Raw genomic sequence first — 25,901 nt, 5'->3', positions numbered from 1 at the left:
CACGATGACTTATCGCTCGAAATGGCGAAGCCTTTGCCCTGGCCTGATCACCTCACTGATATTGTGCTGGGCAGTTGACAGTCAGGCCGAGCAAAAGCTCACCTGGCTGCTGCGTGATCTGCCGCCGTTGACGGTGTTCGAGGGGGAGAAAAAAGGTCAGGGCATGATCGACCAGATGATGCCTGTCCTGATCGCCAGCATGCCGCAATACCAGCATGTCGTCCTGCGGGTTAACCGGGCTCGCGCCTTGCAAATGCTTGAAGAACCGGCCCTGAACTGTGATCCGGCCCTGATCTGGAACCCCGCTCGGGCTCGCTCGATTGTCTACTCCACCCCTGTTGCGACCATGCACAGCAACGGCATGGCGATTCTGCGCGAGGACCGCCCACTGATCGAACCCTTTATTCATGATGACAAGGTGGATTTGCAGGCGTTGCTCAAAGCACAAACCTTGAAGCTTGGAGTTATCGCCAAGCGCAGTTATGGCGTGTGGATCGATAACCAGCTGGCGCTCAGCCCTGCCAGTCAGATTGTCATGCATTATGGTAACGATCCGCTGGGCAGCCTGCTGCAGATGCAGCATGCAGGGCGCATGCCGACCCTGTTGGGGTATTGGCCGGAAATTCAGGCCAAAGCCAGCCAGCAAGGGTTGTCATCTGACGCGCTGATATTTTTTCCGATTCAGGGCGCACCTGATTATCAGTCCATCTATGTCGGCTGCTCAGACACACCGCAAGGCCGCGAGGTCATTCGCAACGTCAATGAAGTGTTGATGAAAGTAGGGCCTGCACCCTTGTCAAAACTGGATGTTCAATGACAAAAAAGGATAAAAAAGGATAAAAAAACCCCGAGCAGTGGGGAGGCTGCCCGGGGTTTAACAAGGTCATACAGACCCGCTCAACGGGCTACAAGCATCGGAGCAATAAGCCTGCTCCTGTTGATGAAAAATCAGACATACCAACGCCTTGGGAAGTTCCTTGGCCGTGGCAATTAATTGGCCCTGATGCCTCCGGCGATTACCCGGGTGCTCTGATAGGAGTCCAGCAATTGCCCCAACCCGCCCATGCTCACAGGCTTGGACAAACAGCCCAATACCTTCAGGCCCTGCCTGCGGGCCATACGGGCTGCCATTTCGACAACCTGGGGCGCAGCAGCACTCAAAATGATCAACGCTGTCGCACTGCGCTTTTGGGCCAATTCGTTGATCAACTCCAACCCTGATACCCCTTCCATATAGAGATCACAAATAGCGACATCCATTGCGCCGCGCCGCAACAGCGAATCGCGGGCAGAGTCCACGCTTTCAGCCGTCACAACGTCAAAAATACGGAAAGCGTTCAGCATTTGATGCAACACCATCAATTGAAAGGGGTTGTCTTCAAGAATCAATACTTTCAGAGGTCGCATCTGGAGGCCTTAAGGAGTTAAACCCAAGATTACTGAAGGGGTGAACCTTAGTAGGCCAAGCTGCCAAGAAACATAGGACATATCTGTAAATCTAGTAGGAAAATTCCACAACCGGACACTCACAAGCTAATACGGGCTTTCGAGGCCCATTTTCTGGTTTCAGATTTGTCGAACCACCCCCCGACCAACCCCTCCAGTCGCCCGGTTACAGAATAAAACGGGACGACCCACTGATAGATTTCCATGCCCCCCGTTTTAAACTCCACCCAGCGTTTTTTGTAGCAAGGTTTTCGGCTTTGGAGCATGCCCATGAATTCACGCTGAAACTGCTCAGCCAACTCGTGTGAAAAAAGATTGATATCAGTAACCTTCAGCCCACAAACCTGCTCCAGTTGAACGGACAAATGCTCTTCATAGCTTTGATTACAGGTGATCAACTCACCTTCAAGGCCAACCACAAAGATCGGGCTGGGAATCCCATCAAAAAAACGCCGATTGAGTTCCAAACGCTCCCGCAGGGTTTGCTCAAACTGGCGCCCGATCACGAGCTGTCTGCGCAGAAACCAGTTCCAAGAAAACAGCATGAACCCAACAGCAATCAAAGCCGCAATGGCCCAGTACGACCAGGCCGAATGATACAAGCCGCTCTCGATTACCAGAGGCTTGCCAACCCCCCCCAGCCATTTGGTTCGCAACGCTCGAACTTCAGTTGCTGGCATAGCCTCCAGCGCCTTGTTCATGATGCTTAGCAGCTCAGGGTATTGGGCATTTATCGAAAAACTGGCGGCAGCCCATTGCCCATCGACACTGCGCCCTACCTTCAAACGCCCTGGCGGATACAGGTGAGCCTGAGTCTCAGTCTGAATCGTTGCATCCGCCTCACCCTTGGCGACTGCGTGACGGGCCTGGGCGTAGGTATCGACCAAACGCAAGGTGATTGCAGGGTACTCACGCCGAATCAGGTCTTCGAGGGCGTGTCTGGCCGGAAGTACCAACACCTTGCCCGCCAGTTGATCCAGTGAGCCCAGCCGGGAGTCATTGACACGCACCACAAATACCCAGGGTGCCCCGCCATATGAGTAAGTGAAGTCAAGAAAGGCTTTACGCTCGCGGCTTCTGGAGAGGCTTGAGTTCATTTGCGCCTCGCCACTTTTAAGCATGTCGAGAACCTGCGCCGTTGAAAACGCTTCTTTGTGAACAAACTGCAGCCCGGTCATACGTGATATGCGCGCCAGAATATCGATACTTAACCCCGCCCAGCGTCCATCCCCGGTCCTGAAGGCGTACAAGGGGAACTGCTGGGTTGCCAGGGTCACGACCGGATGACGCTTGATCCACTCGTTCTCGTCGGTAAGCAGGTTGATGTTCTGCTGCGCAATGCTGCCTTCAAGGCCGCTCGTCCAGCGTGCCAGAACCATGCGTGAGATGGCCTCATCAATGTTTTCCAGCGCCTTGTCGAGCAGGTCGGTCAGTTGCGGCTCAGAACGGCGGGTAGCAAATGCAAAACCCGGAGCAGGCAAGCTGCTGTCACCCATGATGCGCACACCGGAATAAGGCCGAACACTTTTGAATGACTGCACCATGAGTTCATTACCGATAAAAATATCGATATCCCCTTCAGACAACGCTTCCATCGCGCTCTGTAAATTGGGTACGAGGATGATTTCGCTGTCAGGGTAAAACCCGTGGGCAGTCTGTATATCGACAGAACCGTCTATAAAGCCGAGCTTTTTACCGGCCCAGTCTTTAACCGGCTCAAAGTCACTGGCGCGACCGACCATTACCAGTTGGTCAGCCATGTACTCCCGGGAGAAGGCAATGCCCTCTATTCCCCGCTCGAAACCGCTGGCACTGGTCAGGATGTCGATTTTACCGGCCAGCAGATCGGCAACTGCCTGATCGCGTTTGCGGTAGCCCAGAACCTCGACAGACGCCCCCAGCCTGTCGCGAACCATGCTCAGGTAATCGGCGCTGAGGCCCTGGTAGTAATCGCGATCATCGATGATATCGACCGGTTCATAATCGCCAAGGGCGATACCGACACGCAGCGTTGCGTAACGGGCCAGCCATTGCTGTTCAGCGGGGCTCAGTTGCAACGGCTTGAGCGCGACAAAACTTGCCGTGAGCCTGTAAGGCAATCCATGGTCGCCCAGGGCTGGCTGCATACAGGTCAACAACCCCATGAGCAGCACCAGGTACATCCATGACTGGAATGTCTGATGAATACGTGACATGACACCATCCTTGAGCGGGCACCCACCAACATACGGGGGCGAAAGCCTGGAAAGTTTGCCACGCAACAACAAAAAAGCCCGTCAGATGACGGGCTTCAAAACGCGTAAGACAAATGCCTTCAGAGAGGCTTGCCTCGGTTGCCATGCAGGCTGACAAAGGCCTGGACAGCCATGAGGTCATTGGCCAACACGGTGTAGCGCTCCTCTCTTTCAAACAAGTCAGAAAGGTGCGACGGCAGCTCCAGATCTTTTCCTATACCGGCTTTTTCAACCGCATCAGGAAACTTGACCGGGTGTGCAGTGCCCAGGATAACCATCGGGATATCCAGGCTGCGGCGGCATTCGCGGGCAGCACGCACGCCGATGGCGGTGTGCGGGTCCAGTACTTCACCGCTTTCGGCAAACACCTGGGCGATGGTTTCGCAGGTTTGCTCATCATCCACTGCCAGCGAGTCAAACAGACGGCGCGCTTCGGTCCAGCGGTCTTCATCAACGCTGAAGTTGCCGGTTTGCTTGAAGGTATCCATCAGGCCGGCAACAGCTGCGCCATTGCGACCATGCAGGTCGAACAGCAGGCGTTCGAAGTTCGAGGACACCATGATGTCCATCGACGGCGACAGGGTCGCGTGCAGGGTGTCCTTGGCGTACTGATTGCCGCTCATAAAGCGGTGCAGGATATCGTTGCGGTTGGTGGCCACGATCAGTTGGTTGATCGGCAAGCCCATATTGCGCGCCAGGTAGCCCGCGAAGATGTCGCCAAAGTTGCCGGTAGGCACCGAGAACGACACGGAACGGTGCGGCCCGCCCAGTTGCAGGGAGGCATGGAAGTAGTAAACGATCTGGGCCATGATCCGCGCCCAGTTGATCGAGTTCACTGCCACCAGGCGTGTGCCCTTGAGGAAGCCCTGGTCGGCGAAGCTGGCCTTGACCATTTCCTGGCAGTCATCGAAGTTGCCTTCGATGGCGATGTTATGGATGTTGTCACCGAACAGCGTAGTCATCTGCCGACGCTGAACTTCCGACACCCGATTATTGGGGTGCAGGATGAAAATATCGACATTTTCGCAGTGCTTGCAGCCTTCAATCGCGGCCGAACCGGTATCGCCGGAGGTAGCGCCGACAATCACCACGCGCTCGCCACGCTTGGCCAGCACGTAATCAAGCAGGCGGCCGAGCAGTTGCAGGGCAAAGTCCTTGAACGCCAGGGTCGGGCCGTGGAACAGCTCAAGCACCCATTCGTTGCCATTGAGCTGACGCAGTGGCGCTACAGCTGCATGGGAAAACGCGCCGTAGGTTTCTTCGAGAATCTTTTTGAAGTCGGCATCAGGAATGCTGCCGGTGACAAACGGGCGCATAACCCGAAAGGCCAGCTCGTGATACGGCAGGCCGGCCCAGGAAGCAATTTCCTCTTGGGTAAAGCGCGGCAGGTTTTCCGGTACATACAAACCGCCATCACTGGCCAGACCGGCCAGCAACACATCTTCAAAATTCAGGGCCGGTGCCTGGCCACGGGTGCTGATATAGCGCATGGTTTCAAACCTTCGGTTTGAGTGCCAGGCGGCAGGTAGCTGCCGCCTGGCACTATCAATTAATTAAGATGTTCAACGCGGATGCGAACGACCGGGCCGACTACGCCCTGCAACGCTTCAAGCGCGGCAATGGCGTCATTGATGTGCTGTTCGATCACCCGGTGGGTCAACAGGATCATTGGCACCAGACCGTCGTGCTCTTCGACTTCTTTCTGCATGATCGATTCGATGTTGATGCCTCGCTCGGACAAGATACTGGCTACTTGAGCCAGTACGCCCGGGTGATCTTTGGCCTGGATGCGCAGGTAGTAGGCACTTTCGCAGGCTTCGATCGGCAGGATCGGGTGGTCGGACAACAGGTCCGGCTGGAAGGCCAGGTGCGGTACGCGGTTTTCAGGGTCGCTGGTCATGGCACGAACCACGTCCACCAGGTCGGCAACCACCGACGAAGCCGTTGGCTCCATGCCTGCACCAGCACCGTAGAACAGGGTCGAACCGGCAGCATCACCGTTGACCATCACCGCGTTCATCACGCCATTGACGTTGGCAATCAGGCGGTCAGCCGGGATCAGCGTCGGGTGAACCCGCAGTTCGATACCATTGGCCGTGCTGCGCGCAACACCCAGGTGCTTGATGCGATAACCGAGGGCCTCTGCGTAATTTACGTCAGCAGTGGTCAGCTTGGTGATGCCTTCGGTGTAGGCCTTGTCGAATTGCAGCGGAATGCCGAAGGCAATCGACGCCAGAATGGTCAGTTTGTGCGCCGCATCGATACCTTCAACGTCGAACGTCGGGTCGGCTTCGGCATAACCCAGGGCTTGCGCTTCAGCCAGCACGTCTTCGAACGTGCGGCCTTTTTCGCGCATCTCGGTGAGGATGAAGTTACCGGTGCCGTTGATGATGCCCGCCACCCAGTTGATGCGGTTGGCCGACAGGCCTTCACGGATGGCCTTGATCACCGGGATGCCGCCAGCAACGGCAGCTTCGAAGGCAACGATCACGCCCTTTTCCTGGGCCTTGGCGAAGATTTCGTTACCGTGAACGGCAATCAGCGCCTTGTTCGCAGTCACGACGTGCTTGCCGTTTTCGATGGCCTTGAGCACCAGTTCGCGAGCGATGGTGTAACCGCCAATCAGCTCGATAACGATGTCGATTTCAGGGTTGGTCGCAACAGCGAATACATCGTTGGTAATGGGGGTACCGGTAATGTCGCACTGAGGGTTTGGCGTACGCATGGCAATTTGCGCAACCTGGATACCACGCCCGGCACGGCGGGCAATCTCCTCGGCGTTACGCTTTAGTACGTTGAAGGTGCCGCCACCGACGGTCCCGAGCCCACAGATACCTACTTTGACCGGATTCACGCTGAACTCCCCATAAAACGGCCGACTCAAGGTCGGCCGTGAAAAACAGCCGTGGATTGCCACGGCTCTCTATAGATAGCCGGGCCGTTGAACGGCCCCGCCATGATCGTCACAGGCTTAGCGTGACGACGCTGGATTATTTAACACTGAGTGCCAGCTTGCCAACCTGCGCAGCAGGCTGATAGCCCGGAATTACCTGACCGTCAGCCAAAACAATGGCTGGCGTGCCGTTAACCCCGATGGATTGCCCCATGGCGAACTGTTTGGCAACCGGATTGGCGCATTTTGGCGCCTCGACCGTTTTGCCATCCGTCATTTTGTCCATCGCGGTTTTCTTGTCCTTCGAGCACCAGACCGCTTGCAGTTGCTGGTCACCTGGCGAGCCAAGACCCTGACGCGGGAATGCAACATAGCGCACTTCTATCCCCATTTTGTTCAGTTCCGGGACTTCGGCGTGCAATTTGTGGCAATACGGGCAAGTGGTGTCGGTAAAGACCGTGATATGAGACTTGGTTTCACCGATTGCAGGGTAAACGACGGTCTCTGCCACCGGAATGCCATTGATCAACTTGGCCACGCCAACACGTTCGGCCTGCTCGGTCAGGTTGACCGGCTTGCCGTCCTTGAGCTGGAACATATAGCCCTGAACGATGAACTGGCCATCAGCACTGGCATACAGCACGCGGCTGCCCTTGAGCTTGACTTCATACAGGCCGGCCATGGGGCTGGCGCTGATGCTCTCGACCGGAACATCCAGTTGCAGGGTTTCGAGGCTCTTGCGAATAGCTTGTTCGGCGCCGGTGTCGGCGAACGAGAAGGTGCTGACCAACGCAATGGCTGCGGCGGCGAAAATCTGGATCACACGCATGGGAACTCCTGAAGACGGGCAAAGCAGCCAACCCTGATACCCGTCCTGAAACAACGGGTTTGGGCGGCGCGCTTTCTAAACCGGCAAAGCCTACCACAGATGGCCTGCATGACCGACTCCGACTAGCCACGCGGGTGATGGCGGGCGTGCAGGTCTTGCAGGCGGGCACGGGCAACATGGGTGTAAATCTGCGTTGTGGACAGGTCACTGTGCCCCAGCAGCATTTGCACCACGCGCAAATCGGCGCCGTGGTTGAGCAAATGGGTGGCGAAGGCATGGCGCAATGTATGCGGCGACAGCGACTTGTCGATACCGGCCACTTTGGCCTGATGCTTGATGCGGTGCCAGAAGGTCTGGCGGGTCATCTGTTCGCCACGCTGGCTGGGGAACAGCACATCACTGGGGCGACCGCCGAGCAGTTCATGACGGGCATCGCGCATGTAACGCTCAACCCACACAATGGCCTCCTCCCCCATCGGCACCAGGCGTTCCTTGCTGCCCTTGCCCATTACCCGCAACACTCCCTGGCGCAGATTGACCTGCTCCAGGGTCAGGCTGATCAGCTCGGTAACCCGCAGACCGCAGGCATACAACACCTCAAGCATCGCCCGGTCACGCTGGCCAATGGCTTCACTCAGATCAGGGGCGCAGAGCAGCTCCTCTACATCCGCTTCCGACAGGGATTTAGGCAGCGGCCTGCCCAGCTGCGGCATATCGACCTGCAGCGTCGGATCAACGCCAATCAGCTTTTCGCGCAACAAGTAGCGATAGAAACCACGCGCACCTGACAGAAACCGAGCAGTAGAGCGCGGCTTGTAGCTCTGCTCCAGACGCCAGGCCAGGTGATCGAGAATCAACTCACGCCCGGCATTGACCAGCGTAATGCCGCGTTCCTGCAACCAGCCATTGAACAGGGCCAGATCACTGCGATAGGCGTTGCGGGTGTTGTCCGACAGGCCTTTTTCCAGCCACAAGGCATCCAGAAAGCGGTCGATAAGTGGGTCGTCTATAGCTGGCATCGGTTCTCGAAACGCGCAGGGTAAAGGTTGCGCACAAATAAAAAGTGAACTGCAAAAGTGGCCGCTAGTCTTTCATGGCTGGCGGATGCCATAAACCCCAAGTTTTCTCAGGATGACCTTATGACCGAACAACAGATTTTGCTGTCTTTCGGCGGCATCGGCATCGCAGCCCTGGCCTCGCAATGGCTGGCCTGGCGCCTGAAGCTGCCAGCCATCCTGTTTTTGCTGCTGACCGGAATTCTGGTCGGCCCGGTGCTGGGCTGGCTGGACCCGCAAGAACTGTTCGGCCCCCTGCTGATGCCGCTGGTTTCCCTGGCAGTGGCGTTGATCCTGTTTGAAGGCAGCCTGACCCTGCACCTGTCCGAATGGCGCGAAATCGGTACTGTCGTGCATCGCCTGGTGACCGTCGGTGCACTCTCGACCTGGGCGGTGATCACCTTGGCCACTCACTGGTTGCTGGGTTTCGACTGGCTGCTGGCCTTGCTGTTCGGCACCCTGACCCTGGTCACCGGGCCAACGGTGATTGTACCGATGCTGCGCGTGGTCCGACCCAAAGCGTCGATTGCCAATATCCTGCGCTGGGAAGGTATCGTTATCGACCCGATTGGCGCACTGCTCGCGGTGGTGGTGTACAGCTTTATCATCGCCAGCGCCACGGGCGAGGGCCTGAGCCACAGCCTGCTGACCTTTGCTGGGGTGATTGTGTGCGGCAGCCTGTTTGGCATTGTGGGTGGCTGGGTCATGGGGCAGATCATACGTCGCCAATGGCTGCCGGAGTATTTGCAAAGTCTGGCCACCCTGGCCGCAGTTCTTGGCGTGTTTATTGGCGCCAATCAGGTGATGCATGAATCCGGCCTGCTGGCGGTCACGCTGATGGGCATGTGGATGGCCAATATGAAAGGTGTGGATGTGCGCAACATCCTGCACTTCAAGGAGAACTTGAGCGTCTTTCTGATCTCGGGGCTGTTTATTCTGCTGGCGGCGCGCCTGGACCTGAACGCAATGATCGGCCTCGGGCCAGCGGTGCTGCTGTTGCTGCTGATCATTCAGTTTATCGCCCGGCCGCTGAACGTTGCACTCTCAACCTTTGGTTCAAAACTGAACTGGCGTGAACGCGCATTGCTGGCCTGGATTGCCCCGCGCGGCATAGTGGCAGCTGCGGTTTCAGCGATTTTCGCGATCCGCCTGGACGAAGCAGGCCATGAGGGCGCATTGCTGCTGGTGCCCCTGACCTTTGCCGTGATCATTGGCACCGTGGTGCTGCAAAGCGCCACGGCGCGACCTCTGGCCCGCCTGCTCAAGGTGGCAGAGCCGCCACCCAGCGGCTTTTTGATTGTCGGTGCCAATGGCCCGGCCCGGGTCATTGGCAAGGCCCTGCAACAATTGGGCAGCCGTGTCCTGCTGACCGACTCCAATTGGGACAATATTCGCGCAGCACGCATGGATAATTTACCCACCTACTTCGGCAATCCGGCTTCGGAGCACGCAGAAAGCCATCTGGATCTGGTGGGGCTTGGGCATTTGCTTGCACTGTCGCCCTCTGGCGAGCTGAACACCCTGGCAGCGGCGCGCTTTCAGCATGAGTTCGGGCCACAGCGCCTGTTTGCCCTGACCAATGGCCAGGAAAGCCGCCGTAGTGACAAGCATCGCGCCAGCCATGAGTACCGCGGGCAAGCGCTGGGCAACCCGGCACTGACGTACGGGCAGCTTGCCAGCGAACTGAACCAGGGTGCCGAACTGTACAGCACCAACCTGACCGACAACTTTACCTGGGACGATTACCTGGCCCTGCACGGCAAGCGCGTGACCCTGCTATTTGCCCGTGACAACACTGGCTGGGTGCATGTGGTAACAGCGGATAGCGAACTGAAACCGGGAACCGGGTGGACGCTGCTGGCGTTGATCAGGCGGGAGAGTTAGTTTTTTGCTGCATCAGCTCCTGTGGGAGCGTGCTTGCTCGCGATGCAGGCTATGCGGTTTTCCAGAAAGACCGTAGTGCTGCCATCGCGAGCAAGCCCGCTCCCACAGGACAATCCACCGCAAGTTTACGGGGCAAACCCCGGCAACACCGGCACCGGGCGCTTGCTGTCATCAATGGCGACAAAGCTGAACACGCCCTGGATCGCCAGCTCACGACTGTCGCAGCTCATGCTTTCGACATACACCTCGACCTCAACCTTGAGGCTGGTATTGCCGACCTTCACCACCCGCCCCACCAACTCAACGATGCAACCCGCAGCAATCGGGTGGTTGAAGTCAATACGGTCGGTAGACACTGTCACCAGTGGCAAACGGCAGAAACGGGTCGCGGCGATAAACGACACTTCGTCCATCCAGGCCAGCGCAGTGCCACCAAACAAGGTGTTGTGGTGATTGGTAGTCGAGGGGAATACCGCTTTGGTAATACGGGTAACGGACAATTCGGTACGACGTTGGATCTCTTGCTCACGCAAAGTCATGCTTTTACTACCTACAACTGGACAAAGGTATGACAAATCTCAGGCAACAAAAAAGCAGCCCGAAGGCTGCTTTTTTCTGCATCGGGAAGCTGGACTTAAGCCAGTTTTTCCTTGATGCGAGCTGCTTTACCCGACAGGTCGCGCAGGTAGTACAGCTTGGCTTTACGCACGTCACCGCGACGCTTAACAGCCATGCTGTCGATTTGCGGGCTGTAGGTCTGGAAAGTACGCTCTACGCCAACACCGTTGGAGATTTTACGAACAGTGAAAGCACTGTTCACGCCACGGTTACGCTTGGCAATCACTACACCTTCGAAAGCTTGCAGACGCGAACGATCGCCTTCCTTCACTTTCACCTGGACGATGATGGTATCGCCCGGGGCAAAAGGAGGGATCTCTTTGGTCATCTGCTCTGCTTCGAGTGCAAGGATGATTTTGTTAGTCATGCTGTGCTCCTAAGGTAGGCCAACTGACCTACCATCGATACGTTGTTAACTATCGTCCCGCTCGCGGATATATTCCTCGAGCAGCTTCTTCTCTTCTCCAGAAAGCGAGCGGCTTTCCAGAAGATCGGCGCGTCGTTCAAAGGTCCGCCCAAGGGACTGCTGTAAACGCCAACGCCGGATGTGTGCATGATTGCCACTAAGCAATACGTCGGGAACACGCTGATCCGCATACACCTCCGGTCGGGTGTAGTGCGGGCAATCCAGCAAACCATCCGTGAAGGAATCTTCCTCCGCGGAGTCCGCATGCCCTAAAGCTCCAGGCAGCAGTCGTGTAACCGCATCAATCAGAACCATCGCCGGCAGCTCGCCACCAGAGAGTACATAGTCACCAATCGACCACTCTTCATCGACATAAGCATCTATAAAACGCTCGTCAATGCCTTCATAACGACCTGCAATAAGGATTAATGCTTCCTCATTCGCCAGTTCGCGTACCGCCGACTGATTCAGTTGACGGCCTTGGGGCGACAGGTAAATCACCTTCGCCGCCTCTCCGGCTGCTTCTCTGGCCTGAACCAGTGCATCTTCCAGAGGCTTGATCTTCATCACCATGCCAGGACCACCGCCAAATGGGCGATCATCCACAGTGTGATGTCGATCCGTTGTGTAGTCTCGCGGGTTCCAACAAGTCAGCTGCAAGAGCCCTTGTTTCACCGCACGACTAGTGATGCCGTAGTCGCTGATGGCGGAAAACATTTCGGGAAACAAACTGATCACTTCTACGCGCAATTTAGCCACGCTTAGAAGTCCGCATCCCAATCCACCTTCATCTCGCCAGCTGCAAGGTCGACGCTCAGCACGCATTGCTCTGTATAGGGCAACAAGCGATCGCGATCATCCAGGCTACCTGGGCAAGGTTTGACTTCCATGACATCGTTCGAGCCAGTTTCCATCAGATCAACAATCTTGCCGAGCAATTGCCCTTCAAGGTTGGTCACTTTCAGTCCCTGCAGCTGGTACCAGTAGTACTCGCCGTCGGTCAGCTCAGGAAACAGGTTACGCGGCACGCAGATTTCGAATTCGCGAAGAAGACCAGCTTCGTCACGGTCATCGAGACCCTTGAGCTTTACAACCAGAAACTTGCCGTTATGAGAACGGCCACTGACCAGCTCTGCCTGTCGTACATCATTGCCGCGCCGAAGCGTCAGCTTTTTGTAGTCCAACAGGTTATCAATTGGATCCGTAAAGGAATAAACCTTCACTTCGCCGCGCACGCCGTGAATCGAGTAGATTTTGCCGATAACGATCAAATCATCAGCAGTTTCAGGCGTCACGCTCATATTGCTCAGGCCGCAGCCTTAGCGTTTTCTTTAACCAGTTGAGCAACACGCTCAGACATGGTTGCACCAACGCTCTGCCAGTAGGCGAGGCGGTCTTCTTTAACGGAGAAACGGATTTCCTGACCACGGGCAACCGGGTTGAAGAAACCAATTTGTTCCTTGTGGGAACCGTCACGTGGGTTACGGCTATCGGTAACGGTCAAGTGGTAAAACGGGCGCTTTTTGGAGCCGCCAAGGGCAAGACGGATTGTTAGCATGTGAACATCGTTCCTGTAGTCGGTGCTGCAAATCTAAAGGCACAGCGGGCATAGGTGCCCGAAAGGCCGCATATTCTAAGGAATATCCGGACTTTTGCAAATGTCTTTTTCAGGCGCCTACCGGCATACCCTACAGACTTGCAACAAGGTCGCCACGAATGGCGACAGGTCAGCTCCCGCACAGTGCGGGTTTGCCGGGTGTCTCGCATTGCTGCGAGTTGCCCGGACGCAAGCGTCCGGGCGGGTAAATTACATTTTTGGCATGCCGCCGCCGGGCATCATCGAGCCCATGCCGCGCATCATTTTCGCCATCCCACCTTTGGTGGAGAATTTTTTCATCATCTTCTGCATCTGCTTGTGTTGCTTGATCAAGCGACCGATGTCCTGCACCTGAGTGCCGGAACCCATGGCGATGCGGCGTTTGCGCGAACCGCTGATCAGCTCAGGGTCGCGGCGCTCGGCCGGGGTCATGGAGTTGATGATGGCTTCCATCTGTTTGAACTGTTTCTCTGCTGCGCCCTGGGCATTGCCCATTTGCGCCAGATTGACGCCACCCATGTTCGGCAGCTTGTCCATAAGACCGCCAAGGCCGCCCATGTTCTTCATCTGTTGCAGCTGGTCGCGGAAGTCTTCGAGGTCGAAGCCTTTGCCCTTTTTAAGCTTTTTCGCCAGTTTGTCGGCTTTGTCTTTATCGAGGGTCTGTTCGGCCTGCTCGATCAGGCTGAGCACGTCGCCCATGCCGAGGATGCGTGAAGCAATACGGTCCGGGTGGAACGGCTCGAGCGCATCGCTCTTCTCGCCCATACCGATAAACTTGATCGGCTTGCCGGTGATGGCACGCACGGACAGTGCCGCACCACCCCGGGCATCACCGTCGACCTTGGTCAGGATCACACCGGTCAGCGGCAATGCATCGCCAAAAGCCTTGGCCGTGTTGGCGGCATCCTGGCCGGTCATGGCATCAACCACAAACAGGGTTTCAGCAGGCTTGACCGCCGCGTGCAGCTCCTGGATCTCAGCCATCATCTCGGCATCGATATGCAGGCGACCCGCGGTATCGAGGATGACCACATCGATAAACTTCAGCTTCGCTTCAGCAATGGCTGCGCGAGCGATGTCCACCGGCTTCTGGCTAAGATCGGACGGGAAGAAGGTAACTCCGACTTCATTGGCCAGGGTTTCCAGCTGCTTGATCGCGGCCGGACGATATACGTCAGCCGAAACCACCATCACGGTTTTCTTTTTGCGCTCTTTAAGGAAGCGCGCCAGCTTGCCGGCGGTGGTGGTTTTACCCGCACCCTGCAAACCGGCCATCAATACCACGGCAGGCGGCGTGACATTGAGGACCAGGTCCTCGTTGGCAGCGCCCATCAGGCTTTCCAGCTCGGCCTGGACAATCTTCACAAACGCCTGGCCCGGCGTCAGGCTGCGGGACACTTCTGTGCCTACAGCGCGCTCTTTGACCGCGTTGACGAAGTCTTTGACGACCGGCAACGCCACGTCGGCTTCCAGCAACGCCATGCGTACTTCACGCAGGGTGTCTTTGATATTGTCCTCGGTCAGCTTGGCCTTGCCGGTGACATGGCGCAGCGTCTGCGAGAGACGATCGGTTAAATTTTCAAACATGCGCGATCCTTTCAGGCCCAAAGTAGACCGGGGTTATTGCGGCCCAGCCCGTGTAAAACTGATGCTCGGCGAGCCTGCGGCGTGGGCAGGTCGCGGATTATAGCGAAGACTGGCCGTGTCCGACACCATGCCGTCGGCTTATGTGGTCTTTCGTGTTCAGGCGGTTGTATGCCAAACTCAGTCCTTTCGGGCTTGCCTAACAGGATTTATGCTCCCCTTGTCACCCAGCTTGCTACCCAGCCTCGCCGCCGCCTGTCTATACGCCGCTGCGACCTTCTATCAAGGCTCTTGCCTGCGCCAGGGCGCCAAGGCAAACAAACGCCTGTTGGTGACGCTCGGCATTCTTGCCGTGCTCGCCCACTCCGCCAGCCTGTTTACCCACCTGATGACCCCGGCGGGCCTGGAACTGGACTTCTTCAGTGCGGCCAGCCTGATTGCCGTGGCCGTGATCACGGTAACCCTGGTGGCCTGCGCACGGATCCCGGTGGAGAACCTGCTGCTGCTTCTATACCCGCTGGGCATGCTCACGGTGCTGCTGTCCGAGTTCGCGCCTCCGGGCACGGTGCAGGTGATTAATGAAGAGCCCGGCATCCTCGCGCATATCCTGCTGTCGATCCTGGCCTACGGCATGTTCACCATTGCGGTGTTCCAGGCGTTGTTGCTGTCGCTGCAGAACTATCAGCTCAAGCACAAGCACCCCAAGGGCCTGATCAAGAACTTCCCGCCGCTGCAAACCATGGAAAGCCTGCTGTTCGGCTTCCTGTGGGCCGGCTGGTCGCTGCTTTCGCTGTCGCTGATTTCCGGCTGGCTGTTTCTGGGCAATCTTTTCGCCCAGCATCTGGTGCACAAGACGCTTCTGGCCTGCGTGGCGTGGTTGGTGTTCAGTGTATTGCTGTGGGGCCGCCATCACCTTGGCTGGCGCGGCCACAAAGCCATCCGCTGGACCTTTGCCGGGTTTTGCCTGCTGATGCTGGCCTATTTTGGCAGCAAGCTGGTTCGTGAATACATTCTGCATATCTGACGGGCGATAATTATGGATAGCTTGCCCCCCGGGTCGATTCTGGCGGTTTCGGCGCTGTTGATCGCAGGAGCCGGGATACTTGTCGGCTATTTTCTCGGCAAACGTGGCGCAGCGGCCAGACGCGCAGAAGCCCTGCAGCCTCGCAGTGAAGATCCACAGCAACAAGGCGAGCAGACCAGCAGCCGCCCGCACCTGATTTCCAGTATCCATGCACTGGACAACATCACGGTCAATGACATCCTGATCCCGCGCAGCGAAGTTGAAGGCCTGAACCTCGACGACCCGATCGAGGAACTGATCGAGCAACTGCGCAACACCGAGCGCACGCGCCTGCCGGTGTTTCACAACGACATCAATCAGGTCGAAGCCATCCTCAACACCCGCCATATCCAGCATATGCTGCCCGACGCCAGCCTGACCAAAGAGGCAATACTGGCCGTCTGTCATGAACCGTACTTCATTCCTGAAAGCACCCCACTGCAACTGCAACTGCTCAATTTCCACAAGCAGCAGCGCCGGCTGGGCGTGGTCGTGGATGAATACGGTGAAGTGCTAGGTATCGTGACCCTTGAAGACATTCTCGAAGAGATCGTCGGCGAGTTCGAGGACGAGCAGAACGTCAACAATCCGCATATTGATCCCCTGCCCGACGGCCGTTATGTGGTCGATGGCGCAGCCTCCATCCGCGAACTGAACAAGGCGCTGGGCTGGCATCTGCCCAGTGATGGTCCCAAGACCCTCAACGGCCTGGTTACCGAAGCGCTGGAAACCATTCCGGAAACCACGGTTTGCCTGAAGATCGGCGGCTATCGCCTGGAGATCCTGCAGACCGAAGAAAACCGCGTCAGCCGCGTGCTTATCTGGCACAACAGCGTCAAGCCCGGGGTTTAATCGCCCCGTAAGGCCTTGTTACATTTTGCCAGGCCTTCCTATAATCATCCCCGCTTACCCAAGCCTCGCCGACCCGCGTGTTACCCGCACCCTGCGCTGTCGGCGCGTTGCCATACGCAGTACCTGCGCACGTTCCCATCCTGAACTGCGCTTGCACCCTGTTATCCCTCAGGGCAAACGACCATAAAAATTGCTCGCCATATCATGCCGCAAAGGCAGACATCGGCCACAGAGCTCATAACTGTCAGGGATATACGTATGACCTCCAGCACCACCTACAGCGAAGCTTCGCCCGACAAGCCGGTCAACTCCGCAACCCGGGTTGCCACGGCCAGCTTTATTGGCACGGCCATCGAGTTCTATGACTTTTATGTGTATGCCACCGCCGCTGCACTGGTCATCGGCCCGGTCTTTTTCCCGCAGACTTCCGGCACAGCGCAAATGCTGTCGGCGTTCCTGACCTTCGGCATCGCCTTTCTTGCCCGCCCGCTGGGTTCATTCCTGTTTGGCCATTTCGGTGACCGGATCGGGCGCAAATCCACCCTGGTCGCCTCATTGCTGCTGATGGGCGTGTGTACCACGCTGATCGGCGTACTACCGGGCTATGCCACGATTGGCGCCTGGGCACCTATCCTGCTGTGCGTACTGCGCTTCGGCCAAGGACTGGGGCTGGGCGGCGAATGGGGTGGGGCCGCGCTGCTGGCCACCGAGAACGCGCCCAAGGGCAAGCGCGCCTGGTATGGCATGTTCCCGCAACTGGGGCCTTCGATCGGCTTTCTGGCGGCCAACGGCCTGTTCCTGATTCTGGCCATGAGCCTTTCCGACGAGCAGTTCCGCTCGTGGGGCTGGCGCATCCCCTTCCTGCTTAGCGCAGCACTGGTGATGGTGGGCATGTATGTGCGCCTGAAGCTGGAAGAGACACCGGTATTCGCCAAGGCCGTGGCGCAGCACGAGCGGGTGAAAATGCCCATCGTCGAGCTGTTCAGCCAATATTGGGCCCCGATGCTGCTGGGCGCCGCCTCGATGGTGGTGTGTTATGCGCTGTTCTATATATCGACGGTGTTTTCCCTGAGCTATGGCGTCTCCACCCTGGGTTATACCCGCGAAACCTTCCTTGGCCTGCTGTGTTTTGCCGTGCTGTTTATGGCGGCGGCGACGCCTTTGTCGGCCTGGGCCAGCGACCGTTATGGACGCAAACCGGTGCTGATTGTTGGCGGTGTGCTGGCGATCTTGTCAGGTTTTCTGATGGAACCCCTGCTCACCCACGGCACCACTTGGGGTGTGGCACTGTTTCTGTGCATCGAGCTGTTTTTGATGGGCGTGACCTTTGCGCCGATGGGCGCCCTGCTGCCAGAGCTATTCCCGACCCGCGTGCGCTATACCGGCGCGTCGGCCGCGTACAACCTGGGGGGAATTGTCGGCGCCTCGGCGGCACCGTTCTTCGCTCAGAAACTGGTGAGCATGGGCGGTTTGAGCTGGGTGGGCGGGTATGTTTCCGGCGCAGCCGTGCTCAGCCTGATCGCTGTGCTGTGCCTGAAAGAAACCAGAGAGGCTGACCTGAACAAGGTCGCTTGAAGGAGTACTCGCTTTGTGGGAGCGGGCTTGCTCGCAATACAGGCGACTCGGAACATTTGACTTACCGAGGCGCTGCAATCGCGAGCAAGCCCGCTCCCACAATTGATTGACGGTGAACTTTACAGTTCCACAACAACCGCCTTGGCAGCACGGGTCGCTTTGGCCCGCGCGGCTTCAATCGATTCATCCCGCGCCAGTGCCACGCCCATGCGCCGCTGACCGTTAACCTCTGGCTTGCCGAACAGGCGCAAGGCCGTGTCCGGTTCGCTCAGGGCAGCACCCAGGTTGGCGAATGCGGTCTGAGTCGACTGCCCTTCAACCAGAATCACCGCCGAAGCCGATGGCCCGAACTGACGAATCAATGGAATCGGCAGACCGAGGATGGCGCGAGCATGCAGTGCGAACTGCGACAGGTCCTGAGAAATCAAAGTCACCAGACCGGTATCATGCGGGCGCGGCGAAACCTCGCTGAACCACACCTGATCGCCCTTGATAAACAGCTCAACACCAAACAGACCACGACCACCCAACGCTTCGGTAACAGCCTTGGCCACACGCTCGGACTCGGCCAGAGCAATCGGGCTCATGGCCTGCGGCTGCCAGGACTCCTGATAATCGCCCTTCTCCTGACGGTGACCGACCGGTGCACAGAAGGTAGTGCCGCCAATATGGCGTACGGTCAGAAGGGTGATTTCGTAGTCAAAGTCGATAAAGCCTTCAACGATAACCCGGCCCTTGCCCGCACGACCGCCTTCCTGCGCGTAGTCCCACGCAGCCTTTACATCGTCGGCGCTGCGCAGCAGGCTCTGGCCCTTGCCCGACGAACTCATCACCGGCTTGACCACACACGGAAAGCCCAGGTCCAGCACGGCGGCGCTGTAGTCTTCGAAGGTGTCGGCAAAGTGGTACGGCGAGGTTGGCAGGTCCAGCTCTTCGGCTGCCAGGCGACGAATGCCTTCGCGGTTCATGGTCAGAGAAGTAGCGCGGGCAGTCGGGATTACGTTGAAACCTTCAGCTTCCAGCTCGACCAGGGTGGCAGTGGCGATGGCTTCGATTTCAGGAACGATAAAGTGCGGCTTTTCTGCTTCGATCACGGCACGCAGGGCGGCGCCATCGAGCATGTTGATCACGTGGCTGCGGTGGGCAACCTGCATGGCCGGTGCATTGGCGTAGCGGTCAACGGCGATCACTTCGACCCCCAGACGCTGCAATTCGATGACAACTTCTTTGCCCAGCTCACCGCAGCCACACAACATGACGCGGGTCGCAGTTGGCGACAGTGGAGTTCCGATACGGGTCATTTCAGGTCCTCAAGGAAACAAAATCATCGAAGGCACTGACCAAGCCAGCGCCTGCAGGGGGATACAAAGGCTGGCATTTTACATGACTAGGCGGCGGCTTTGCGCAAGCGCCAGGCCATTGCCAGCCATACACAGGTGACGCCGGCGAATTTCGAGGCCATGGCGGTAATGATCACGCCGGGGGTAAACGCATCGATCATGCCGAAGAAGATAAAGGTATCGATGGGGATGCTCAGTGCCGAACTGATCCACAAACGGTCGTGCAAAGGGCGCTTGGTGATACTGAACACCAGCCAGTCGATGCACTCGGACACGGCGAAGGCAGTGGCACTGGCCAGGGCAATCGAAGGGTCGGAGGTGACATACGACAGCACCAGTGCCGCCAGCATGGCCAGCAGCGCACCGTGACCGAAGCGGGTCTGCACCATATCGCGCAGCACAAATACCAGACCGCCCCAGGCTGACCAGATGATGTCCAGGTGCGGCGCGGTAGAGAAGGCGTAGTTGATCAGCACGACGCTGGCGATATAAGCGACAAGAAACAGCATGGCAGCGGGCGACACCTCTGAAGAAGGCGCACAGGGTACTTGAGTCGTGCCCAATTTTGTACCCGCCACATACCCCTGTGGGAGCGGGCTTGCTCGCGATAGCATCACCTCGGTATTTTCAGATGCACCGAGTTGCCTGCATCGCGAGCAAGCCCGCTCGCACAAAAAACCTACCGAGAGTTCGGCATCCACATCCCACTGGCCTTCGCCCGCTCATGGCACAACAGCAGCACCTCCCGCCGCTCGGGATTGGTCATGCGACTCCAGCGGGTGATTTCTGCCACCGTGCGCTGACAGCCGCTGCACACGTCATCGTCGTCCAGCGCGCAAATATTCACGCAGGGCGAGGCGACCGGGCGTTCGGTGTTACTCATTGTTCTTGCACCTTAAGGTCACGGGCATAACGCTGGCCGTTCTTTACATAGTGGGCGGCGCTGGCCTCCAGCAGTTTTTTCTGCTCATCCGTAAGGTCGCGCACCACCTTGCCCGGCGAACCCATGACCAGCGAACCGTCAGGGATTTCCTTGCCTTCGCCAATCAGCGCATTGGCGCCAATGATGCAGTGCTTGCCGATTTTTGCGCCATTGAGGATCACCGCATTGATCCCGATCAGGCTGTAATCGCCCACAGTACAACCATGCAGCATGGCGTTATGGCCAATGGTGACGCCCGTGCCCAAGGTCAGCGGGTAGCCCATATCGGTGTGCATCACGGCACCATCTTGGACATTGCTGTGCTTGCCAATCAGGATCAGCTCGTTATCGCCACGCAATACGGCGTTAAACCAGACACTGGCGCCCTCCTCCAGCCGCACCTTGCCGATCAGGGTGGCATTGGGTGCAGTCCAGCTCTCGGGATGGGTTTCGACGAGCGAGTCGCCCAGGCTGTATTTCATGAAAAGGTCCTCAAGGCAGGCGTGGCCGTCTGCAGACGGCTCTAAATTGGGATCGAACGTTCAGGCGGGATATGCAGGTTGATATTGACGTCGTCGTAGAGCAGGTTCATCAGCTCAACGATCATGATTGCCGTAAGCCCCCAGATTTTGTACACGCCAAACCGGTAGCTCGGCACATACCAGCTGCGCCCCTGGTAATCGATGCGATGGGTGTGCTCGCGCGGGTCCTGGCGGAAGAACTCCAGCGGCACACTGAACACGGCGGCGATCTCCGCATCGTTGGCCAGGTACTCAACATAATCCGGTACCAGGCCTACATAAGGTGTTACACGGATACCGTGCAATGAGATCAGGGGGCTGAGCGGCCCGATAACCTCGACCAGCCCCGGCGGCAGGCCGATTTCTTCTTCGGCTTCACGCAGGGCGGTGAAAACCAGGTCCGGGTCTTCAGGGTCGCGGCGCCCGCCCGGAAAAGCCACTTCACCGCCGTGGGTCGACAACCCGCTGGCACGCAGGGTCAGAATCAGTTCAGGTTCATCACTGCGCGTCACCGGCAACAACACGGCAGCCTCAGGATAATTGCGCTCTGTTTCCAGCGTGCGTGGGGTATAGCGGCTTACACGGCCAAGCAGCTCGTCCAGCATAGGTCATCTCGATCCGTCACTTATCGGGCATCATGCACCAAATCGCACCGGGCACCCAAGCCCTACAGTGTCGCAGCCTGCCATGCCGCACTTGCCGCCAGCCCGCCGCAGCCCCAAGATAGGCGCCAGAGCCAGAGACCACAGCATGAAATTTTGTAGCCAGTGCGGCCATTCCGTCAGCCAGCATATTCCGCAAGGCGATTCGCGCCTGCGCTATGTCTGCGACCATTGCCAGACCGTTCATTATCAGAACCCCAATATTGTTGCCGGCTGCGTGCCCGTATGGGGCACTCAGGTACTGCTGTGCCGTCGCGCCATTGAGCCGCGCAAAGGCTACTGGACACTGCCCGCAGGCTTTATGGAAAACGGCGAGACGGTAGAAAACGCGGCCCGCCGCGAAACCCTCGAAGAGGCCTGCGCGATCGTTGAAAACCTGGCCATCTATACTCTGATCGATGTGCCGCACATTAATCAGGTGCATATTTTCTATCGCGCCGAACTGCACAGCCCCGACTTTGCCGCAGGCGAAGAGAGCCTTGAAGTGCGGCTCTTTGAAGAAGCCGACATCCCTTGGTCAGAGCTGGCTTTTCGCACGGTCAGCCGTACCTTAGAATGCTTTTTTGCTGACCGTCAGGGCGATACCTACCCGGTGCGCAGCGAGGCTGTAGCGCCTTTGGCCAGCCTGAACAAACCCCAAGAATAATGTTGTTTGCCTTGTACCTCAGGAATTCTCCTCTAATGCGTTGGTTGCTAGCTGCCCTCTGCCTGTCGTTTACCCTTGCGTCCCAGGCCTCTGTTGTCATCACCGTTAACGGCAAACCCGTCGATAAAAGCCAGGTTCTCAAATCTGTCCCGTCAGCCCAGCCAGTGCGCCCCGGACAAAAGATCGACAAGGTTCTGGTACTCAAATCTGCTCGCAAGCTGGAACTGATCAGTGACGGCAAGCCAATCAAGACCTACCGCATTTCATTGGGCAAACAGCCCAAGGGGCCAAAAATGCGCGAGGGCGACAAACGCACGCCCGAGGGGCTGTACTGGGTCGACTGGCGCAAAAAAAGCGACAAGTTCAACCTGTCGATGCATATCAACTACCCCAATATCAGCGACGCGGCCACAGCCCGGCGTGAAGGCGTAAACCCTGGTTCAATGATCATGATCCATGGCACCCCGGACAGCGAAGAGAATCCCGAGGAACTGTTCCATACCCTGGACTGGACCGATGGCTGCATCGCGATGAAAAACCACGAAATGCGCGAAGTCTGGAACCTGGTGCAAGACGGCACCATGGTTGAAATCCGTCCTTAAGCAAAAATAATTTCCAGCCCCCCGCCTGTCACTCTCCCCGCTGCCCCCTAATACCTTTACACCTTGCAGGGCCCGATCGGGCCCGCAACTTCTTGACGCCCTCTGCACAACGCTAATACCACTTCAAAACCAAACAACAAAACATACGCTAACAACCCTGTTAATGCGGGATTACTCGCCCATATTCGCGTTGACTTGGTATTAAAGTGGTATTACTTTCGCCCCATTACCGAGCGACAAAAACCCAACAACCGCGTCGGAAACACCGCCCATGAACACTCTTCTGGCACTACGCCCGGACGACACCCTGGCCACGCCGCTGTACCTGCAACTGGCGCGAAATCTGGAAGCCGCGATTCACGCCGGCGTCTGGAAAGCCGAGCAGGCTTTGCCTTCAGAGCGCAGCCTGAGTGAACAACTGGGCCTGTCCCGCGTGACCGCCCGCAAAGCGCTGGAAGTGCTGTTCGAGCAAGGCCTGATCCGCCGCAGCCAGGGCTCGGGGACCTTTATCACGCCACGCCTGGAACAGCCGCTGTCACGGCTTTCAAGTTTCAGCGAAATGCTCAGGCTCAAAGGCTTCGTTCCCAGCTCACATTGGCTGGAGCGGCAAATCACCGCGCCAACCCACGAAGAGCTGATCCGCCTGGCGCTGTCGCCTACCGATAAAGTCGCGCGACTCAAGCGCCTGCGCAAAGCCGATGAGACCGTGATGGCAATCGAAATGAGCGCCCTGCCCGCCTCGCTGATCCCGCAGCCACAGAGCATTGGCGACTCACTCTATGAGTACCTGGACAACATCGGCAAACCGGTGGTCCGTGCCCTGCAACATATTCAGGCAATCAACGCCCCGGTCGAGTTCGCAGCCCTGGTCGGGATTGAGCCTGGCACCGCCATGCTGCTGATGACCCGGGTTGGCTACCTCGAAGACAACACCCCCATCGAAGTCACTGACACCTATTGCCGCAACGATTACTACGACTTCGTGGCGGAACTGCGCCGCTAACCCTTATTCGATTCAACGCCCAGAGGGCCGCTCATGCTCGAAGACAACATCCTCACGGCCCAAGGTTGGGTTCGCGGCCACCTGCGCCATGAAAACGGCAAAGTGACCGGCATCGAAGGCAGCCCTTGCAACCCGGCCGATAACGACTTGCCCTACCTGCTGCCGGGCTTTATCGACTTGCACGTACACGGCGGCGGCGGCAAAGACATCATGCAAGGGGCGCAGGCCTTCGACACCATCACCCGCACCCATCTGCGCTTTGGCACTACGGCATTACTGGCCACCACCATGACCGCGCCGAATCACGATATCAGCCGCGTGCTGGGGGCCCTCGGTGACTTTTGCCAGACACGCCCGAGCGGCTGCGCCCGCGTACTCGGCGTGCATCTCGAAGGCCCGTATATCAACCCCGGCAAACTTGGCGCTCAGCCCAACTTCGCACACACCGCACTGATGGCCGAAGTAGAGGATTACCTGAACCTGGCGCCGATAAAGGTCATCACCATCGCACCTGAAATTGCCGGCCATATTGAACTGATTGGCGCACTCAGCGCCCGCGGCATTCGCATGCAACTGGGCCACACCCTGGGCAGTTATGAAGAGGGCGTGGCCGCACTGGATGCGGGCGCCAGCAGCTTTACCCATCTGTATAACGCCATGAGCCCGCTGCATCACCGCGAACCCGGAATTCTTGGCGCTGCCCTGGCTCATGCACACTTTGCCGAGTTGATTCCCGACCTGTTGCATGTGCATCCCGGCGCCATTCGCGCGGCCTTGCGAGCGATCCCTTGCCTGTACTGCGTCACCGACTCGACGGCCGCCACCGGTATGCCCGATGGCGAATACCAACTGGGCAGCCACACCGTGACCAAATGCCTGGGCGGCGTGCGTCTGGCGGATGGCACGCTGGCAGGCAGCACCCTAACAATGGATCAGGCGCTGCGCAATCTGGTGAAAATCGGCCTGCCACTGGCCGAAGCCTCGCAGCGCCTGTCGCAGTTCCCGGCCGACTACCTCGGCATTGAGGATCGCGGGCGCTTGCAGCCCGGTAGCTGGGCTGACTGCGTGCGCCTGGACCGTTCACTGAATCTCACCGCTGTCATGGTCGAAGGGGAAGCTCTTGTCTTATAAAAAGCCGTCCAAAATGCTTGAAGAGGCCCAGGCCTCATGTGATGCCGTTGAACGCCAACTGCTCAATCTCGAACCGAGCCTGATTGACCTCGCCAGCGACCTGCGGGCTAGCCCGCCCGACGTGGCCATGACCCTGGCCCGCGGCAGCTCGGACCATGCCGCCAGTTTTTTTTCCTACCTGGCCATGCAGTATGTGGGCGTACCCGTGGCATCGTTGCCGATGTCAGTCGTGACCTTGCGCCAGTCTCCGCTGCGGGTAAAAGGCCAGGCGGTGTTTGCCTTTTCCCAGTCCGGGCAAAGCCCCGACATCATCGACAGCCTGAGTTTGCTGCGTGAGCGCGGCGCCGTGACGGTAGCACTGGTGAATGCCGAACACACGCCGCTGCAAGCTGCCAGCGCTTACACCCTGCCCCTGTGTGCAGGTGCCGAACACAGTGTTGCCGCAACCAAGAGCTTTATCGCCACCCTGAGCGCCAGCGCCCGACTGGTTGCCCACTGGGCCAACGACAAAGCCTTGCTCGAAGCCGGGCACCTTCTGCCCGCAGGCCTGCGCGATGCCTGCACACAGGACTGGAGCAAAGCCATCGACACCTTGCGCGACGCCCAGCGACTGCTGGTCATTGGCCGGGGCGCAGGCTTTGCCATCGCCCAGGAGGCCGCACTCAAGTTCAAGGAGACCTCAACGCTGCAGGCCGAAGCCTTCAGCAGTGCAGAAGTGCGCCACGGCCCCATGGCCTTGATCGACGAAAACTACCCGCTGCTGATTTTCGCCCCGCGCGGCGTGGAGCAGGCGGGCTTGCTGACCCTGGCCAGTGACATGCGCCAACGCGGCGCCCGAGTGTTGCTGGCGGCACCTGATGACGTGGCCGAACGCGACCTGACCTTGAGCCAGGCAGCGCACCCTGACCTGGACCCGATTCTGGCGATTCAAAGTTTCTACGTAATGGCCGCAGGCCTGGCCGAGGCCAGAGGGTTGAACCCCGACCAGCCGCGTTTTTTAAGCAAAGTGACCCGTACCCACTGAGTTGCCCTCCCCTG

The 25,901-nt window shown here is 58.0% G+C and carries 25 protein-coding genes and 2 pseudogenes; 10 read left to right on the top strand and 17 right to left on the bottom strand.

The features are described 5' to 3' along the window. Positions 1–4: 4 nt before the first annotated feature. Positions 5–817, top strand: coding sequence for a TIGR02285 family protein (locus tag ACZRMH_RS06510; protein WP_464012704.1), 813 nt, complete (start codon positions 5–7; stop codon positions 815–817). 215 nt (positions 818–1,032) lie between these two features. On the opposite strand, the pseudogene ACZRMH_RS06505 reads toward ACZRMH_RS06510, so the two are convergent. The 6 genes and pseudogenes from ACZRMH_RS06505 to xerD all read right to left on the bottom strand — a co-directional run. Beyond that, a pseudogene (locus ACZRMH_RS06505) lies at positions 1,033–1,407 on the bottom strand (response regulator); the annotation flags it as partial. Positions 1,408–1,526: 119 nt separating this feature from the next. Next, positions 1,527–3,641 (bottom strand): transporter substrate-binding domain-containing protein, encoded by a 2,115-nt coding sequence (locus tag ACZRMH_RS06500; RefSeq protein ID WP_464012703.1) that lies wholly within the window; start codon positions 3,639–3,641, stop codon positions 1,527–1,529. Between the two features lie 119 nt (positions 3,642–3,760). Beyond that, positions 3,761–5,170, bottom strand: coding sequence for a threonine synthase (gene thrC, locus ACZRMH_RS06495; protein ID WP_464012702.1), 1,410 nt, complete (start codon positions 5,168–5,170; stop codon positions 3,761–3,763). A gap of 59 nt (positions 5,171–5,229) precedes the next feature. Further along, positions 5,230–6,534 (bottom strand): homoserine dehydrogenase, encoded by a 1,305-nt coding sequence (locus ACZRMH_RS06490; protein WP_016781922.1) that lies wholly within the window; start codon positions 6,532–6,534, stop codon positions 5,230–5,232. A gap of 136 nt (positions 6,535–6,670) precedes the next feature. Beyond that, positions 6,671–7,402 (bottom strand): DsbC family protein, encoded by a 732-nt coding sequence (locus ACZRMH_RS06485; RefSeq protein WP_464012701.1) that lies wholly within the window; start codon positions 7,400–7,402, stop codon positions 6,671–6,673. Positions 7,403–7,524: 122 nt separating this feature from the next. Then, positions 7,525–8,421: a site-specific tyrosine recombinase XerD gene (gene xerD, locus ACZRMH_RS06480; protein ID WP_464012700.1), complete on the bottom strand. Its 897-nt coding sequence runs from the start codon at positions 8,419–8,421 to the stop codon at positions 7,525–7,527. Positions 8,422–8,541: 120 nt separating this feature from the next. Between xerD and ACZRMH_RS06475 the strand changes: the two genes are divergently transcribed. Then, positions 8,542–10,341, top strand: a complete 1,800-nt coding sequence (locus ACZRMH_RS06475) for a cation:proton antiporter (protein WP_464012699.1) — start codon at positions 8,542–8,544, stop codon at positions 10,339–10,341. A gap of 125 nt (positions 10,342–10,466) precedes the next feature. Here the strand turns inward: ACZRMH_RS06475 and ACZRMH_RS06470 are convergent, their stop codons facing one another. The 6 genes from ACZRMH_RS06470 to ffh all read right to left on the bottom strand — a co-directional run bounded on the left by ACZRMH_RS06470 (position 10,467) and on the right by ffh (position 14,549). After that, the gene (locus tag ACZRMH_RS06470; protein WP_464012698.1) at positions 10,467–10,880 is read right to left on the bottom strand and encodes an acyl-CoA thioesterase; all 414 of its coding nucleotides are present in this window, start codon (positions 10,878–10,880) and stop codon (positions 10,467–10,469) included. A 95-nt stretch (positions 10,881–10,975) separates the two neighbouring features. Then, the gene (gene rplS, locus ACZRMH_RS06465; RefSeq protein WP_095036761.1) at positions 10,976–11,326 is read right to left on the bottom strand and encodes a 50S ribosomal protein L19; all 351 of its coding nucleotides are present in this window, start codon (positions 11,324–11,326) and stop codon (positions 10,976–10,978) included. A gap of 45 nt (positions 11,327–11,371) precedes the next feature. Then, the gene (gene trmD / locus ACZRMH_RS06460) at positions 11,372–12,124 is read right to left on the bottom strand and encodes a tRNA (guanosine(37)-N1)-methyltransferase TrmD (RefSeq protein WP_003440270.1); all 753 of its coding nucleotides are present in this window, start codon (positions 12,122–12,124) and stop codon (positions 11,372–11,374) included. A 2-nt stretch (positions 12,125–12,126) separates the two neighbouring features. Then, a complete protein-coding gene (gene rimM / locus ACZRMH_RS06455; protein ID WP_048363294.1) occupies positions 12,127–12,666 on the bottom strand; it encodes a ribosome maturation factor RimM in 540 nt (179 codons plus the stop codon). A 5-nt stretch (positions 12,667–12,671) separates the two neighbouring features. Further along, positions 12,672–12,923 (bottom strand): 30S ribosomal protein S16, encoded by a 252-nt coding sequence (gene rpsP, locus ACZRMH_RS06450; RefSeq protein ID WP_464012697.1) that lies wholly within the window; start codon positions 12,921–12,923, stop codon positions 12,672–12,674. A 249-nt stretch (positions 12,924–13,172) separates the two neighbouring features. Then, complete coding sequence (ffh, locus tag ACZRMH_RS06445) at positions 13,173–14,549, bottom strand: signal recognition particle protein (protein ID WP_016781914.1); 1,377 nt, start codon at positions 14,547–14,549, stop codon at positions 13,173–13,175. A 208-nt stretch (positions 14,550–14,757) separates the two neighbouring features. On the opposite strand from ffh, the gene ACZRMH_RS06440 reads away from it, so the two are divergent. From ACZRMH_RS06440 to ACZRMH_RS06430, 3 genes and pseudogenes are all read left to right on the top strand, one after another. Continuing rightward, positions 14,758–15,570: a cytochrome C assembly family protein gene (locus ACZRMH_RS06440; protein ID WP_464012696.1), complete on the top strand. Its 813-nt coding sequence runs from the start codon at positions 14,758–14,760 to the stop codon at positions 15,568–15,570. A 171-nt stretch (positions 15,571–15,741) separates the two neighbouring features. Beyond that, positions 15,742–16,461, top strand: a pseudogene (locus tag ACZRMH_RS06435) (transporter associated domain-containing protein); the annotation flags it as partial. Between the two features lie 258 nt (positions 16,462–16,719). Beyond that, positions 16,720–18,036, top strand: coding sequence for an MFS transporter (locus ACZRMH_RS06430; protein ID WP_464012695.1), 1,317 nt, complete (start codon positions 16,720–16,722; stop codon positions 18,034–18,036). Between the two features lie 119 nt (positions 18,037–18,155). Here ACZRMH_RS06430 and purT read toward each other — a convergent pair whose 3' ends face one another. The 5 genes from purT to ACZRMH_RS06405 all read right to left on the bottom strand — a co-directional run bounded on the left by purT (position 18,156) and on the right by ACZRMH_RS06405 (position 21,424). Then, the gene (gene purT / locus ACZRMH_RS06425) at positions 18,156–19,337 is read right to left on the bottom strand and encodes a formate-dependent phosphoribosylglycinamide formyltransferase (protein ID WP_464012694.1); all 1,182 of its coding nucleotides are present in this window, start codon (positions 19,335–19,337) and stop codon (positions 18,156–18,158) included. An 86-nt stretch (positions 19,338–19,423) separates the two neighbouring features. Next, positions 19,424–19,885, bottom strand: coding sequence for a VUT family protein (locus ACZRMH_RS06420; protein ID WP_464012693.1), 462 nt, complete (start codon positions 19,883–19,885; stop codon positions 19,424–19,426). A 170-nt stretch (positions 19,886–20,055) separates the two neighbouring features. After that, complete coding sequence (locus tag ACZRMH_RS06415; RefSeq protein ID WP_464012692.1) at positions 20,056–20,259, bottom strand: DUF1289 domain-containing protein; 204 nt, start codon at positions 20,257–20,259, stop codon at positions 20,056–20,058. Then, positions 20,256–20,780, bottom strand: a complete 525-nt coding sequence (locus tag ACZRMH_RS06410; RefSeq protein ID WP_464012691.1) for a gamma carbonic anhydrase family protein — start codon at positions 20,778–20,780, stop codon at positions 20,256–20,258. Before ACZRMH_RS06410 ends, ACZRMH_RS06415 begins: the two co-directional genes overlap by 4 nt. Before the next feature lie 41 nt (positions 20,781–20,821). Continuing rightward, positions 20,822–21,424, bottom strand: coding sequence for a CoA pyrophosphatase (locus ACZRMH_RS06405; RefSeq protein WP_464012690.1), 603 nt, complete (start codon positions 21,422–21,424; stop codon positions 20,822–20,824). Positions 21,425–21,569: 145 nt separating this feature from the next. On the opposite strand from ACZRMH_RS06405, the gene ACZRMH_RS06400 reads away from it, so the two are divergent. From ACZRMH_RS06400 to ACZRMH_RS06380, 5 genes are all read left to right on the top strand, one after another. Continuing rightward, positions 21,570–22,127: an NUDIX hydrolase gene (locus ACZRMH_RS06400; RefSeq protein WP_464012689.1), complete on the top strand. Its 558-nt coding sequence runs from the start codon at positions 21,570–21,572 to the stop codon at positions 22,125–22,127. A gap of 35 nt (positions 22,128–22,162) precedes the next feature. Continuing rightward, complete coding sequence (locus ACZRMH_RS06395; protein ID WP_464012688.1) at positions 22,163–22,729, top strand: L,D-transpeptidase family protein; 567 nt, start codon at positions 22,163–22,165, stop codon at positions 22,727–22,729. Between the two features lie 271 nt (positions 22,730–23,000). Beyond that, positions 23,001–23,732: a GntR family transcriptional regulator gene (locus ACZRMH_RS06390; RefSeq protein WP_464012687.1), complete on the top strand. Its 732-nt coding sequence runs from the start codon at positions 23,001–23,003 to the stop codon at positions 23,730–23,732. A gap of 33 nt (positions 23,733–23,765) precedes the next feature. Beyond that, on the top strand, positions 23,766–24,863 hold the full coding sequence (nagA, locus tag ACZRMH_RS06385; protein ID WP_464012686.1) for an N-acetylglucosamine-6-phosphate deacetylase: 1,098 nt from the start codon (positions 23,766–23,768) through the stop codon (positions 24,861–24,863). A gap of 13 nt (positions 24,864–24,876) precedes the next feature. After that, positions 24,877–25,887, top strand: coding sequence for an SIS domain-containing protein (locus ACZRMH_RS06380; protein ID WP_464012797.1), 1,011 nt, complete (start codon positions 24,877–24,879; stop codon positions 25,885–25,887). The last annotated feature ends 14 nt before the right edge of the window (positions 25,888–25,901 follow it).

The sequence above is a fragment of the Pseudomonas sp. B414 genome (assembly GCF_055408445.1).
Note: the sequence above shows the minus strand (reverse complement) of the source record. Positions and strands in the feature narration are given on the sequence as shown.

Bases quoted from the DNA above. Each gene is read 5' to 3' on its own strand.
- thrC (WP_464012702.1), bottom strand. From the start codon at position 5,170: ATGCGCTATATCAGCACCCGTGGCCAGGCACCGGCCCTGAATTTTGAA.
- ACZRMH_RS06510 (WP_464012704.1), top strand. From the start codon at position 5: ATGACTTATCGCTCGAAATGGCGAAGCCTTTGCCCTGGCCTGATCACC.
- ACZRMH_RS06390 (WP_464012687.1), top strand. From the start codon at position 23,001: ATGAACACTCTTCTGGCACTACGCCCGGACGACACCCTGGCCACGCCG.
- ACZRMH_RS06410 (WP_464012691.1), bottom strand. From the start codon at position 20,780: ATGAAATACAGCCTGGGCGACTCGCTCGTCGAAACCCATCCCGAGAGC.
- ACZRMH_RS06470 (WP_464012698.1), bottom strand. From the start codon at position 10,880: ATGACTTTGCGTGAGCAAGAGATCCAACGTCGTACCGAATTGTCCGTT.
- rplS (WP_095036761.1), bottom strand. From the start codon at position 11,326: ATGACTAACAAAATCATCCTTGCACTCGAAGCAGAGCAGATGACCAAA.
- ACZRMH_RS06430 (WP_464012695.1), top strand. From the start codon at position 16,720: ATGACCTCCAGCACCACCTACAGCGAAGCTTCGCCCGACAAGCCGGTC.
- ACZRMH_RS06415 (WP_464012692.1), bottom strand. From the start codon at position 20,259: ATGAGTAACACCGAACGCCCGGTCGCCTCGCCCTGCGTGAATATTTGC.
- ACZRMH_RS06420 (WP_464012693.1), bottom strand. From the start codon at position 19,885: ATGCTGTTTCTTGTCGCTTATATCGCCAGCGTCGTGCTGATCAACTAC.
- ACZRMH_RS06380 (WP_464012797.1), top strand. From the start codon at position 24,877: ATGCTTGAAGAGGCCCAGGCCTCATGTGATGCCGTTGAACGCCAACTG.
- purT (WP_464012694.1), bottom strand. From the start codon at position 19,337: ATGACCCGTATCGGAACTCCACTGTCGCCAACTGCGACCCGCGTCATG.
- rpsP (WP_464012697.1), bottom strand. From the start codon at position 12,923: ATGCTAACAATCCGTCTTGCCCTTGGCGGCTCCAAAAAGCGCCCGTTT.
- ACZRMH_RS06500 (WP_464012703.1), bottom strand. From the start codon at position 3,641: ATGTCACGTATTCATCAGACATTCCAGTCATGGATGTACCTGGTGCTG.
- nagA (WP_464012686.1), top strand. From the start codon at position 23,766: ATGCTCGAAGACAACATCCTCACGGCCCAAGGTTGGGTTCGCGGCCAC.
- xerD (WP_464012700.1), bottom strand. From the start codon at position 8,421: ATGCCAGCTATAGACGACCCACTTATCGACCGCTTTCTGGATGCCTTG.
- ACZRMH_RS06485 (WP_464012701.1), bottom strand. From the start codon at position 7,402: ATGCGTGTGATCCAGATTTTCGCCGCCGCAGCCATTGCGTTGGTCAGC.
- ACZRMH_RS06475 (WP_464012699.1), top strand. From the start codon at position 8,542: ATGACCGAACAACAGATTTTGCTGTCTTTCGGCGGCATCGGCATCGCA.
- ACZRMH_RS06400 (WP_464012689.1), top strand. From the start codon at position 21,570: ATGAAATTTTGTAGCCAGTGCGGCCATTCCGTCAGCCAGCATATTCCG.
- ffh (WP_016781914.1), bottom strand. From the start codon at position 14,549: ATGTTTGAAAATTTAACCGATCGTCTCTCGCAGACGCTGCGCCATGTC.
- rimM (WP_048363294.1), bottom strand. From the start codon at position 12,666: ATGAGCGTGACGCCTGAAACTGCTGATGATTTGATCGTTATCGGCAAA.
- ACZRMH_RS06440 (WP_464012696.1), top strand. From the start codon at position 14,758: ATGCTCCCCTTGTCACCCAGCTTGCTACCCAGCCTCGCCGCCGCCTGT.
- ACZRMH_RS06395 (WP_464012688.1), top strand. From the start codon at position 22,163: ATGCGTTGGTTGCTAGCTGCCCTCTGCCTGTCGTTTACCCTTGCGTCC.
- ACZRMH_RS06405 (WP_464012690.1), bottom strand. From the start codon at position 21,424: ATGCTGGACGAGCTGCTTGGCCGTGTAAGCCGCTATACCCCACGCACG.